Source organism: Streptomyces cacaoi (assembly GCF_006539165.1).
GTDB classification, from domain to species: Bacteria; Actinomycetota; Actinomycetes; order Streptomycetales; family Streptomycetaceae; genus Streptomyces; species Streptomyces cacaoi.
In genome coordinates this window covers 15,919-28,717 of record NZ_BJMM01000017.1, presented here as the reverse complement: position 1 = coordinate 28,717, position 12,799 = coordinate 15,919, and the positions used below count along the sequence as shown (strand labels likewise).

8 protein-coding genes are annotated in these 12,799 nt (G+C 76.2%); 5 read left to right on the top strand and 3 right to left on the bottom strand.

What is annotated here, in order from left to right; genetic code table 11:
* The 3 genes from SCA03_RS17220 to SCA03_RS17210 all read left to right on the top strand — a co-directional run bounded on the left by SCA03_RS17220 (position 1) and on the right by SCA03_RS17210 (position 5,226).
* A complete protein-coding gene (locus SCA03_RS17220) occupies positions 1–1,557 on the top strand; it encodes a protein phosphatase 2C domain-containing protein (RefSeq protein WP_141275494.1) in 1,557 nt (518 codons plus the stop codon).
* 366 nt (positions 1,558–1,923) lie between these two features.
* Complete coding sequence (locus SCA03_RS17215) at positions 1,924–3,258, top strand: vWA domain-containing protein (RefSeq protein ID WP_030893372.1); 1,335 nt, start codon at positions 1,924–1,926, stop codon at positions 3,256–3,258.
* A 225-nt stretch (positions 3,259–3,483) separates the two neighbouring features.
* Positions 3,484–5,226, top strand: coding sequence for an FHA domain-containing protein (locus tag SCA03_RS17210; protein ID WP_141275478.1), 1,743 nt, complete (start codon positions 3,484–3,486; stop codon positions 5,224–5,226).
* A 118-nt stretch (positions 5,227–5,344) separates the two neighbouring features.
* Here SCA03_RS17210 and SCA03_RS17205 read toward each other — a convergent pair whose 3' ends face one another.
* Positions 5,345–5,932 carry a CGNR zinc finger domain-containing protein gene (locus SCA03_RS17205; protein ID WP_230988766.1) on the bottom strand — a complete coding sequence of 196 codons (588 nt, stop codon included), beginning with the start codon at positions 5,930–5,932 and terminating at the stop codon, positions 5,345–5,347.
* 166 nt (positions 5,933–6,098) lie between these two features.
* Here SCA03_RS17205 and SCA03_RS17200 point away from each other — a divergent pair, with 166 nt between their 5' ends.
* On the top strand, positions 6,099–6,938 hold the full coding sequence (locus tag SCA03_RS17200; RefSeq protein ID WP_051846776.1) for an NAD(P)-binding domain-containing protein: 840 nt from the start codon (positions 6,099–6,101) through the stop codon (positions 6,936–6,938).
* Positions 6,939–7,293: 355 nt separating this feature from the next.
* Here the strand turns inward: SCA03_RS17200 and SCA03_RS17195 are convergent, their stop codons facing one another.
* The gene (locus SCA03_RS17195) at positions 7,294–8,322 is read right to left on the bottom strand and encodes a mechanosensitive ion channel family protein (RefSeq protein WP_086817930.1); all 1,029 of its coding nucleotides are present in this window, start codon (positions 8,320–8,322) and stop codon (positions 7,294–7,296) included.
* A gap of 300 nt (positions 8,323–8,622) precedes the next feature.
* Between SCA03_RS17195 and SCA03_RS17190 the strand changes: the two genes are divergently transcribed.
* On the top strand, positions 8,623–9,162 hold the full coding sequence (locus SCA03_RS17190) for an HNH endonuclease (RefSeq protein ID WP_030890850.1): 540 nt from the start codon (positions 8,623–8,625) through the stop codon (positions 9,160–9,162).
* A gap of 138 nt (positions 9,163–9,300) precedes the next feature.
* Here the strand turns inward: SCA03_RS17190 and SCA03_RS17185 are convergent, their stop codons facing one another.
* Positions 9,301–12,522 (bottom strand): glycoside hydrolase family 84 protein, encoded by a 3,222-nt coding sequence (locus SCA03_RS17185; protein WP_141275477.1) that lies wholly within the window; start codon positions 12,520–12,522, stop codon positions 9,301–9,303.
* Positions 12,523–12,799: the final 277 nt, after the last annotated feature.

Genomic DNA, 12,799 nt, shown 5'->3' with positions numbered 1-12,799 from the left:
ATGCCTCAGCTCGACCAGATGTCCGCCTGCCCCCGGTGTGAGGAGCCGGTGGAGGAGGGCGACCGCTTCTGCGGCGCCTGCGGCACCGACCTGCACGCGGCACGCGCCGCCGCGGCGGCCTTCGACGGTACGCCCCCGCCGTCCGGCGGACCCGTGAACGGCGCGCGGCCCCGGCAGGACGGCGCGGCCCCCGCCTCCGGCACCGAGGCGCCCGCGTCCCCGTCCCCGGCCGCGTCCCCTGGCGGGGCCGGGCAGCAGGGCCGGGGAGCGGACCCCGCCGCACCGCAGGAGGACTTCCCGCTGGCACCCGCCGCGGCGCCCGTACCGCAGCAGGCCCCGGCGACCGGTGCAGCCGGTACGGCGGGCACGGCCGGTACGGCGGACACGGCGGGGACAGCCGGTACGGCCGGTACGGCCGGTGCGCCGTCCGGGCCGCCGCGCGACCCGCGCCGGGAGCCGCAGGCCGCACCGCGCGATCCGCGTACCGTCCACGACGAGCCCGCCGCGCCCCACCCCGAACACTCGGACGGCACCGTCGAGGAGTCGGTCAGCGCACCGCTCAGCGGGCCGGAGCCGCTGTGGCCGCGGTGCGTGGCCTGCGGCACCGGCGCCATCGACGACGACGGGTACTGCGAGCACTGCGGCCACAAGCAGCCGCGGGAACGGGACCACATGGAGACGGCGCTGGAGACCGTGGCGGCGGCCAGCGACCGCGGTCTGCGCCACCACCGCAACGAGGACTTCTACGCGGTGGCCGAGGCCCGCACCGGCGAGGGCGCCCCGGTGACCATCGCCGTCGTCTGCGACGGCGTCTCCTCGGCCACCCGGCCCGACGAGGCGTCGGCGGTGGCGGCCCGGGCGGCCCGGGACGCGCTGGCGCTGGCCGTGCCGCGCGGCAGCGGACCGCGGGACGCCATGCACGAGGCGCTCGTCGCCGCCTCCGAGGCCGTCGACGAACTCGCCGCCGACACCCCGCCGGACCCGGCGCGCAACGCCCCGGCGTGCACCATCGTCGGCGCGCTCGCCGGGGAGGGGATGCTCACCGTCGGCTGGGTCGGCGACAGCCGGGCCTACTGGGTGCCGCACGACCGGACGGAGCAGCCGTCCCGGCTGACCGAGGACGACTCCTGGGCGGCGCAGATGGTCGCCGCCGGGCTGATGAACGAGGCCGAGGCGTACGCCGACGCCCGGGCGCACGCCATCACCGGCTGGCTCGGCGCCGACTCCTACGAACTCGACCCGCACACCGCGACGTTCGCGCCGCACGGCCCGGGCGTCGTCGTGGTGTGCACCGACGGCCTGTGGAACTACGCCGAATCGGCCCAGGACATGGCGGCGGCCGTACCCGAAGCCGCGCTGTCCCGGCCGCTGATGGCCGCGCAGCACCTGGTCGGCTACGCCCTGGACGGCGGCGGCCACGACAACGTGACCGTGGCGGTCGTCCCCTTCCCGGGCCCGGCAGCGGCGCCGCAGCAGACCGACGGCGCCGCGGGCGCTGCCCGCGTCGACGGGGCTGCCGGGGCGGACGGGACCGGCGGGGCGGAACACGCCGGATAAGCGGAGCGAGCCGTCAGCGGAGCGCGTCGGGCGAGTCGTGAGGAGACGGGAAGAACAGCAGGGAAGACAACGGAACAACGGGACAAGGGGACAAGGGAACAAGGAAGCAAGTAAGCAAGGAAGCACGGGAGCAAGGGAGGACACGGCAAGCAAGGGAAGCCGCAGTAACACGGGGGTCCGGGGGGACCACGGGGGAAGACGGGGGATCCCGGAGGGTGTCGAGGGGGCGCGGGAATTCCCGGGGTCCCGGAGGCCCTCGGGGCCTCCCGTGGGAGCAGCACGGGAGACCGCCGGGGGAAGCACCGCGCGCCGCGCACCTTCCGCCCGCCCCTTCGCCTTCGTCACGCGAGAGCAGGAGCGGAACAGATGGCCAATTTCTCCAAGTCGAACGCGCCACGTTTCTCGGTCGACGTGTACCAGAACGAGTATCTGACCCAGGGCGCGGGCGAGGTGAACGCGATCGTCACCGTCACCGCGACCGGAGGCGGAACCTCCGGGGGGCTGCCGCTGGCCGCGGGCGCGGGCGGGCCCGACGCCGCGGTCGTGATCATGGTCGACTGCTCGGGCTCGATGGACTACCCGCCGACCAAGATGCGCAACGCCCGGGAGGCGACGGCGGCCGCCATCGACACGCTCTCCGAGGGCGTGTCCTTCGCCGTCGTCGCCGGCACCCACCAGGCCCGCGAGATCTACCCCGGCGGCGGCCGGCTGGCCGTCGCCGACGCCGGCACCCGCGACGAGGCCAAGGAGGCGCTGCGCGGGCTGCGGCCCTCCGGCGGCACCGCCATCGGCACCTGGCTGCGCCTGGCCGACCAGCTGCTCGGCGGCTCGGGCGCCGCCATCCGGCACGGCATCCTGCTCACCGACGGCCGCAACGAGCACGAGGAGCCGCACGAGCTGCGTGCCGCCCTCGACGCCTGCGCCGGCCGCTTCACCTGCGACGCCCGGGGTGTGGGCACCGACTGGGAGGTCAAGGAGGTCACCGGCATCGCCTCCGCGCTGCTGGGCACGGCCGACATCGTGGCCGACCCGGGCGGGCTCGCGGCGGACTTCACACAGATGATGGAGACCGCCATGGGCAAGGAGGTCGCGGACGTGGCGCTGCGCCTGTGGACGCCGCAGGGCGCGCGGATCCGCTTCGTCAAACAGGTCGCGCCGACCGTCGAGGACCTCACCGGCCGCCGCACCGAGACCGGCCCGCGCGCCGGCGACTACCCGACGGGGTCCTGGGGGGACGAGTCGCGCGACTACCACGTCTGTGTGGAGGTGCCGGCGGCCGACGTCGGCCAGGAGATGCTCGCGGCCCGGGTCTCCCTCGTCCTGCCGGAGCCCGGCGACGCCACCGGCCGGACCCTGTCGCAGGGCCTGATCCGGGCGGTGTGGACGGACGACATGGTCGCCACCACGGCCATCAATCCGCAGGTCGCGCACTACACGGGCCAGGCCGAGCTGGCCCAGGCGATTCAGGACGGACTGGACATGAGAAAGTCCGGGGACGAGCGCGGCGCGACCGCCCGGCTGGGCCGAGCCGTCCAGCTCGCCAGCGCCTCCGGGAACGCCGATACGGCGAAACTGCTTTCGAAGGTGGTGGACGTGGTGGACGCTGCTGCGGGTACTGTTCGACTGAAAGCCAAGGTCGCCGAGGCCGACGAGATGACACTGGAGACGCGGTCCACCAAGACCGTGCGCGTCAAGAAGTGACGACGGCGCCCCACCGGGGGCCGCCGAAGTGACTCAGCGCACGGCGCCGCCGGGCCGGATCGGGTACTCCGGTACCTGCGGTGTGCGCGCCTCGCTGACGGATGGCGCCGACGCCGAGGGTGCCGCCGGCGCCGGGCGTGATCCGCGCCGTCCGGCGCCCCGGTCGTCCGCCGTCCACAACACGTCCAGGAACACAGCAGGAGCACTGAGGGGGAGGCACTCACCATGCCGACTTGCCCGAACGGTCACCAGTCGGCGGCCGACGACTGGTGCGAGGTGTGCGGGCACCGCATGACCGGTGCGTCCGCCCCGCCCGCCGGTGCCGCCCCGCCGCCACCACCGCCTCCCCCGGCGCCCGGCGGCGCCCCGCCGCCTCCGCCCCCGCCCCCGCCGGCCCCCGGCGGCGGCTACGGCTACCCCGGTCCGTCCGGTCCGTCCGGTCCGTCCGGCCCGTCCGCCCCCGGTGCCCCGCCCGCCCCCGGTGCCCCGCCCGCGTCCGGCGGCCCCGGCGCTCCCGCGGCGCCCGGCTACGGCTACCCCGGCCCCGGCGGCCCCCAGGCCCCCGAGGGACCCGGCCACGGCTACGGCTACCCGGGGCCCGGAACGCCCGCCCCCGGCCAGGGCCCGGGCCAGGACCGCGCCGAGCTGTGCCCGCAGTGCGGTACGCCGCGCGAGGCACAGGCGCCGTTCTGCGAGGAGTGCCGCTACAACTTCCTCACGCACACGCCGACCTCCTACGCTCCGCCGCCGCCCGCGGGCGGCGGCGGAGGCGCGGGCGGCCCCGGCGCTCCCGGTGCCGGTGCTCCGGGCGGGTTCCCCGGCCAGGAGCCGCAGGGCCCGCCGCCCCCGCCGTCGTTCCCGGGCCCGGGCCAGGGCCCGCCGCAGCCGGGCCAGGGCCGGTTCGACTACGACCGCTCCCGCCCGTCCGAGATCAACCGGCCCGCCGAGCCGCTCGGCCCGTTCGGCGACGAGCAGCCGGGCGGCCCGGCCGGTGCGCAGCCCGCGGGGCCCGCCGGGGACTGGGAGCTGTCCCCGCCGAGCGCGCCCGTGCACCCCGGTGCGCCCGCGCAGCAGCAGGGCGGTCCCGGCGCCCCGCCGATGCCCGGGCAGGGCCCCGAGGCCGGCCCGCCGCAGCCCCCGCAGCCGGGCCCGCCGCCCGGCCCGGACGGCGGAGCCCCCGGCTTCCCCGGCGGCGATCCGACGGTGCCGCCCGGCTACCCGGGCGCGCCCGGCCCGGGCGACCACGCGCCGCAGGGCCCGCCGGCCCCGCAGGCCGACTTCCAGCAGCCCGGCCAGCCCGGCCAGCCCGGCCAGCCCGGTCACCAGGGCGACTTCCCGCAGCCCGGTCAGCCCGGTCACCAGGGGGACTTCCCGCCCGGCCCGCCCGGCCAGCCCGGTCAGCAGGGCGGTTTCCCGCAGCCGGGTCAGCCCGGCCAGCCGCCGCAGGGATCCCCCGGTCAACCCGGACAACCCGGTCAACCCGGCCAGCACGGCCAGCCCGGTCAGCCGGATCCGCAGGGCGCTCCCGGCCGGCAGCCGGGCCAGCCGGGTCAGCAGGGCGGCGGGCCCTGGATGGCGGTCGTCGCGCCGGACCGTGAGTACTTCGCGGCGATGATGCACCGCAGCGGCCCGGAGGCCGCCGGGCTCAACCTGCCCGCGTACTCGCCCGAGCAGCAGCTCCCGCTGAACGGGCACCAGGTGACGATCGGCCGGCGCCGCGCCTCCACGGGCGAGGCCCCGGACATCGATCTGGGCCGCCCGCCGGAGGACCCGGGCGTCTCGCACCAGCACGCGGTGCTCGTCCAGCAGCCCGACGGCAGCTGGTCCGTCGTCGACCAGGACTCCACGAACGGCACCACGATCAACGGCGCCGAGGACCCGATCCAGCCCTATGTCCCGGTGCCCCTCAAGGAGGGCGACCGGGTGCACGTGGGCGCCTGGACGACGATCACGCTCCACCGGGGCTGACCCGGCCTTCCCGGCCCCGGGCCGCCGCCTCACCGGCGCGGCCCGGGGCCGCTCGCTGTCCGCACCCCGGACCCCGCGCCGACCGGGCCCGCTCCGACCGGCCCCGGACCGCCGGGCGTCACGAGTCCGCTTCCTGCCGCCGGGCGCGGAACGCCGCCGCCTTGGTGCGGCTCTGGCACGCCGTCGAGCAGAACTGCCGGGCCGCGTTGCGGGACGTGTCGACGTAGACGCGGTCGCAGCGGGCGGCCCGGCAGACCCCCAGGCGGTCGGAGAGGTCGCCGCCCAGGGCGAGCGCCAGTCCGGTGGCACAGCTGGCGGCGGCGCTGACGGCGGGGGAGTCGTCCGCGCCGTGGAAGTGCAGCCGCACGGGCTCGCCCGGGTCGCGGTGGAGGTACGGCCGGGCGCCGGTGGCCAGCAGCAGGGAGTTGACGGTGGTCACCGCGTCGTCGGGACGGCCGGCGCAGACCGCCTCGAAGGCCCGGCGCAGCTCTTCCGCGGTGCGCACGAGACAGGCGGCCTGGTCGGAGTCCATCCCGTCGGCCCGCACGAACGGCAGGGCCGTGGCGATCGCCCCGGGAAGGCCGTCGCCGCTCGGTGCCTCAAAGGGTCTGCCGCGGGCTTCTCCGCTGGTCAGCGCGTTGACGACGGCCACGGCCTCGTCGAGCCGCAGCATCACGTGACTGTCGAACTGCACTTGACCGGTCACCTCTTCCATGGTTGAGTCAGCCGCATGTTACTGGCGTCAGGTGTTACGCCGGTAACGCCAGTAAGGCCGGCAGCGCCGGTCGCGCCGGGTTTCCCGCGCTGTCCGGGCCGCGTCGTCGACGCGGTCCGGCCGGTCACCACCGCCACGCACCCAGGAGGACGTCGCAGTGCAACGCATCGGCATCATCGGAGTGGGCGAGATCGGCCGGGCCCTCGTGCAGGGCCTGTGCGAGGGGGACGGCACCCTGCCGGAGGTGTTCCTCTCCCCGCGCGGAGCCGGCGCGGTCGCGGAGCTGTCCGAGCGCTTCGACAGCGTGCGGGTGTGCGCCGACAACCAGCAGGTGGTGGACCGCTCCGACCTGGTGATCGTCGCCGTGCGCCGCCAGGACCGGCACGAGGCGCTCGCGGGCCTGCGGGTGGACGCCGGCAAGCCGGTGGTCGATGTGATGGCCGGCGTCGGCCTCGACGAGCTGCGCCGGCTGCTGGCCACCGACGCCCCGCTGGTACGGGCGATCCCGCTGCCCGCCGTACGGGAACGCCGCGCCGTCACGGTGACGTACCCGTCGCACCCGGCGGTCGACCCGCTCTTCGAGCGCCTGGGCGGGGTGCTGCCGGTCGCGGACGAGGCGGCGTTCGACGTCTTCTCCGCGCTGACGGGCACGCTGACCGCCCACTACGCGTACCTCGCCCGTCTCACCTCGTGGGCTGTCGGTAACGGTGTCGCCCCCGAGGACGCGGACCGCTATGTGCGCGGCCTCTTCCAGGGGGTCGGCCGTGCGCTCGGTGACGGGACCCGTTCCCTGCACCGGCTCGCGGCCGACCACGAGACCCCGAACGGCAACAACGAACGCGTCCGCGCCACATGGTTCACCCCGGCCAACTCCGAAGCCCTCGGCGCCGCCCTCGACGACCTCCTCGCCGATCTCCGGGGACACCGGGGAGATCGGGGACATCGGAGAACCTGGGACACCGACGCGGCGGTCACCGGCAGCGGCGGTTCGTCCTGAACATCGGCGCACCGTCGCACCGTCCGGGAGACCGGAGCGGCGGCCGGGTGCCCAACGGGGCCCGGAAACCCCGGAGTTGGCGGACCGGACAGCGCGCACGGCGGTGATGACACGGCCCGGCAGCGGGGGGTGACGCACACCGGGCGGCGGACGCCGTACCGCGGGAGCGCCGCGGCCGGACACCCCCGCCCCCCCCCGGTCCGGGCGGCCGGGCCAACACCCGTCCACCGGCGCGATCTTCACGTCTCCCCGCCGCCCGGCCCGTGCGACCGGACAGCGGGCGGCGGACGCGGGAACCGGTCACCGGGTGCGCGGTCTCCACAGCGGTGCACCGCCGCCGGGCCGGGTGTGTGCCTCAGCGCGGTCCCGGTACCCGGGGGCCCGCCGCGTCGCCCTTGCCGAGATCGACCGCGCCCCGGCCGCTCTCCAGGGCGAGGGACTGTTCGTCGACGATGCGGATGCCGCGGCCGTCCAGGGCCTTCTTGATCCGCCAGCGCAGCTCCCGTTCGGTGCCCAGGCTCTTGCCGGGCATGGTCTTGGCCGAGACCCGCAGCCGCATGGAGTCCAGGGTGACCTCGTCCAGCCCGAGCAGTTCCACCGGGCCCCACAGGACCTCGTCCCACGGGCTGTCCTTGCTCATGGCGTCGCCCGCCTCGACGACGGCCGCGCGCACCTCGTCGAGGTCCTCGTCGGCCCGTACCTGCACATCGACCAGCGCCGTCGACCAGCCCTGGCTCAGATTGGCGACGCGCTTGATCTCGCCGTTGCGGATGTACCAGATGCCCCCGCCGTCGCCGCGCAGCTGCGTCACCCGCAGCCCGATCTCCATGACCACGCCGGACGCCTCCCCGACGTCGACCCGGTCCCCGACGCCGTACTGGTCCTCCAGCAGGATGAACATGCCCGCGAGGACGTCCATCACCAGGTTGCGGGCGCCGAACCCGAGTGCTACGCCCGCGACTCCGGCGCTCGCCAGCAGCGGCGCCAGGTTGATGCCGAGCCCCGACAGCACCGTCAGCGCGGCGGTGCCGAGGATGACGAACGAGGCGACGCTGCGCAGGATCGAGCCGATCGCCTGCGAGCGCTGCCTTCTGCGCTCCCCGTTGACGAGCATGCCGCGCAGCGCGTTGCCGCTGTCGGCGACCTCCGAGCGCCGGTTCATGCGCGCTATCAGCTTGGTGATGGCCCGCCGTATGACATAGCGCAGGACCACGGCGACGGCGCAGATGAAGAAGATGCGCAGCCCCGTGGCGAGCCAGTCCTGCCAGTTGTCCTGGAGCCATCCGGCGGCCTCGCCCGCCGACTCCTGGGCGTCCTCCAGCGAGCGGGGAGCCCGGGGCCCCTCCGGTTCGGGTGAGGGAGAAGCGCTGAGCAGCCAGTACACAGGGGTGACCTTCCGTGTGAATCACATCCGTGGGGCAGTCCCCGGAAGCCGCGACCACACTAACGGCGCAGAGCCTTCACAGTTGGTGCCGGTTCGCAGGATGTGCACAGCGGTGCAGGCGCTGCCCGGTGAGGGAGAGTTCGGCCGGAAATCCCCGCGCGGGGGGCGGACGCGCGGTGTGGTTGACAACACATTCGGTGGGTTGCCCGGTCGTGGTGGCGAAGGGAGCACACGCCGGGACACACTGAGGGGAGATCGTCCCGGCGCGAGCCACGCGCCGCCGACGTACAAGGAGGCACCGTGCCGCATGTTCTGGTCCTCAACGCGTCGTACGAGCCGCTCGGCGTCGTACCGCTCCGCCGCGCGCTCATCCTCGTGCTCAACGAAAAGGCCGTCAGCCTCGAGGATTCCGGCGCCCTGATGCACAGCGCGACCCGTGTGATACCCGCCCCGAGCGTCGTCCGTCTCAAGCGCTTCGTCCGCGTGCCGTTCCGCGGGGCCGTCCCGCTCACCCGGCGGGCGCTGTTCGCCCGGGACGGCGGCCGGTGCGCGTACTGCGGTGGCGTCGCAACCAGCGTCGACCACGTCATCCCGCGCAGCCGGGGAGGGGCGCACGCCTGGGACAACGTCGTGGCGGCCTGCCGCCGCTGCAACCACGTCAAGGCCGACCGTCAGGTCGCCGAGCTGGGCTGGAGGTTGCGGCATCAACCCGCGCCGCCGTCCGGACTGGCCTGGCGCATCATCGGCACGGGCCATCGGGACCCGCGCTGGCTGCCCTACCTCCAGCCATATGGTGCGGACGACGACCTCGCCCGGATCGACGGCAGAGCCTCTGCCTGAGATCCGGGCTTTGTCGTCCGTGGCGGCGCGTCCCCGGGACGCGCCGCCACGGCGTCGTCCGGCCGGGGCGCGGCACGAGCTGCGGCTCGGCGGCGCGCCCGCGGCGGACGACCCAGGCTCAGCGCCGGCGCCGGAGGCTCAGCGCGCCGCGTCCCCGCCCTCCACCGCGTAGATCTCCATCGACCACAGCGAGATCCCGTACCGGGCGTCGGCCCGCTCGTCCCCCTGGACGCGGACGAAGCGGGTGTCGCGCGGCGCGTCCATGCGGACCGTCTCCCGGCCGCCGCGCCCGTCCCGCACCCTCGCCGCGGTACGCCAGCGCCTGCCGTCGGGGGAGACCTGGACGCGGTAGCGGGACGCGTGGGCCTCCTGCCAGTGCAGCACCACCTTGCCCACGCGCGCCCGTTCGGCCAGTTCGATCTGCACCCAGTGGCCGTCGCCGGCCGGCGAGGACCAGCGGGTGGAGCGCCGGCCGTCGGCGACCGCGGCGGCGGGGAAGTCGCCCGTCTCGTCCGCCGAGGAACGGGCCCGGCCGGTGCGGGCCAGATCGGGGCCGCCGGTGCGCGGGTGGGCGCGGACCGTCAGCGTGCGCTGCTGCCCGCCGAAGGAGACGGGGATCCGGTGGCTGCCCGGCCGTACCGAGGCGTCCGCGGTGATCCGCAGCGGCACCTCCAGGCTGCTGCCGCGCCGCACCGTGGTGTGCGCGGGCGTGTCCACGGTGAAGCCGCGCGGGGCCCGGGCCGTGAACTCGCCGTGGGTGTCGCGCTGCCGGTTGCTGGTCAGCCGCACATGCGTACGGACGGGCTCGCCGCCGACCTCGGCGTCGAGGACGGTGCGGGCCGGGGACAGCGAGACCGCGGGGGTGTCGCCGTACCACGGGATCACCTCGTGCACCACCGGCGGCTCGGTGCCCCGCGCCCACACCAGGCGCACCGCGTCGGCGCGCGGCACACGGTGCGCGCCCGCGTCCAGCTGCGTCCACCCCGACGGCGAGAGCGCACCCAGCCGCCGCCAGCCGGCCCCGGGGACGTGCGCCTCCACCCGGGCGCGGGTACCGGAGCCGGGCCCGGTCAGCACCGTCACCGCACGCAGCGGCCGGGGCCGGGGCAGCCGCACGGTGAGCGCGGGCCGGCCGTCCGCTTCCGTGGCCGGTTGCGGGCGGGAGGGCGGGCGCAGCATCGGCGGCGCGTCGGGCAGGAGGTGATCGCTCGCCGGGACGCCCGCGGCCCGGTACGCCGTGTCCGGATCGCCGTCGACGACGCGGGAGAGCGGATGCCCCGGCTCGGCGTCCGGCACACCGCGCACCGTGGGCGCACCGGCGGACGCCCCCTTTCCGCCCGGTGCGCCGCCCCCGGCCGGTGAGGTGCGGGCACCGACGAAGGCGTCGGACAGCCGCAGCGCCCGGTCGGCGAAGCGCTTCAGCACGCCCTGGCCGACGGTCGCCTCGCTCTGCGCGCTCCGGTCCCGCAGCCGCCGCACCTCCAGCCGGGACCGCCAGGCCGCAGCGCCGTCGCCCCGGGCCTGCGCCAGCAGCATGTCGACCGCGTGTTCCCCGGCGCCGCCGAGCCGCGCCAGCTGCTCCAGCCAGGGCCGGACCTCCTCGGCGAGCTCGGCCGGCACCTCGTCGGGCGCGGTCCGCATCGTCGTGAAGGCGGCACGCAGCCGCTTGCCCGCCGCGCGGAGCCGGTCCTCCTCGCCGCTGTCCCAGGCGCTCCAGAAGGCGTCGGTCAGCGGCCGCAGATAGGCCGACTCCGTGCCGTCCAGCACGGACGAGGCGTCGTTGGCGGCCAGCGCGTGCACGGCCGCGCGGGTGCCGCGCCCCGCGCCGTCGCCCGCGACCTCGTCGACGGCGGCCCGCCAGGAGTCCCCGGGACGGTAACCGTGCGGGTTCCAGGCGAAGTCGGCGGCGGTGAACAGCGCGACGCGTGAGGCGACGGGCTGTTCCATGGCGTTGGCCAGCACCCCGGCGGAGCCCGTGGCCACCTCCGGCGCGCGGCCCCGGTACGGGCCCAGGAAGATCCGGTCCTCGGCGAAGTCGTTGACCGGGTAGTTGTCCGTCATCAGCAGCTGCTTCCGGCCGAACGCCCGCTGCGCGGCCTCCAGTTCGGCCCCGCTGACGGTGCGCGGCACGACACCGACACCGCTCCAGCCGACGACGATCCGCGCGTCCAGCTTCCGCGCCAGCTCCGAACGGTAGGCGGTGGCGCCCCGCTGGTAGAACTCCGTCGGCAGCACCGACAGCGGCTCGGCGCCCGGGTGCCGCTCCGCCAGGTGCCGGGCGACCGCACCGGCCAGCTCCGCCTGGGCGCGGGCGGCGGCCTCGGGGCCCGAGCCGTAGGCGTCGGAGTCGGCGCCGCAGTGCCATTCGCTGTAGCTGACGTCCTCGAAGCGCAGCTGGAAGACGCGTACGCCCAGCGCCCACATGGCGTCCAGCTTGCGCAGCAGCGCCGCACGGTCCTCCCGCGAGGAGAAACACAGGCTCTGGCCCGGCGCGACGGCCCAGCCCAGCTGCACATGGTTGCGCCGGGCCCGCTCCGCCAGCTCCCGGAAGCGGGCGCGTTCGGCGGCCGGATACGGGTCGCGCCAGCGGGTCTGCCGGAAGGGGTCGTCGCCCGGTGCGTAGAGGTAGCGGTTCTGCTTGGTGCGGCCGAGGAAGTCCAGCTGGTCCAGGCGCTGCCGGTGGGTCCAGGGGCGGCCGTAGAACCCCTCCGTGACGCCGCGCACGGCGGCGGCCGGCCAGTCCCGTACGGTCACCCCGGGGAAGCCGCGGGTGCCGTGCCGCTCGGTGACGAGCCGGCGCAGCGTCTGCGCGGCGTGGAAGAGCCCCGCGCCGTCGGCCCCGTCGAGCGCGACCGTGGGCCGGCCCCGCAGCTCTCCCGCCGCGAGCCGGTAGCCGCCCGCCGGCAGCTCGCCGCGCGCCGGAGCCCGCAGCTCCCGCAGCGCCCCCTCGGCGGACGCGCGCCCCACCCGCACGACCAGCCCGCCCCGGACCGCCTTCCCCTCCGATGTCTCCTCCCGGATCTCCCGCACCCCGGCGGCGCGCAGCACGGAACGGACCGTCTCCAGGGCGGGACCGTCCGCCCCCTCGTCCGCGACGAGCACGGCCTCCCTGCCCGCCGGGACGAAGCCGCCCCGGGCGCTCATCGTCTGCGGACGGGGCCACACGGGCGGCAGCCCGGCCCGTGCGCTGTCGTCCTCGGAGGCACCGGCCGTCCCGTCGTCCGGCGCCGCCGGTGCCGCCTGCCCCACGGAAGTGCCCAGCAGGGAGGACGAGACGAGCGCCGCGGTGAGCGTGACGGCCCCCGCCCGCCATCTGCCGCCCCGCGGACGGACACCCTCGCCCCGCGCTGTCGTCGCCACCGCTGATCCCTCCCCCACAGGACCGTGCCCCCACCGTCCCGCTCGTCCGTGCGCCCCCTCACTCCGGAGAGTGAGGGGTCATGTGCCCTCCGCATTCTAGGAGTTCGCACGAGCCCCGTCCGCCGCGTGCCGCTCCCCGCTCCGGCCGGGAAGGGGGTGCGGGCCACCGGAAAACCTGTCGCGCGGGGGCCCGTTCGTCCGTTCTTCCTTCGCCGTCGCGGCCGTCGGGCGCCACATCTTTGGCGGAACCGGACGTGACCTGGGCCACGTTCCCGGG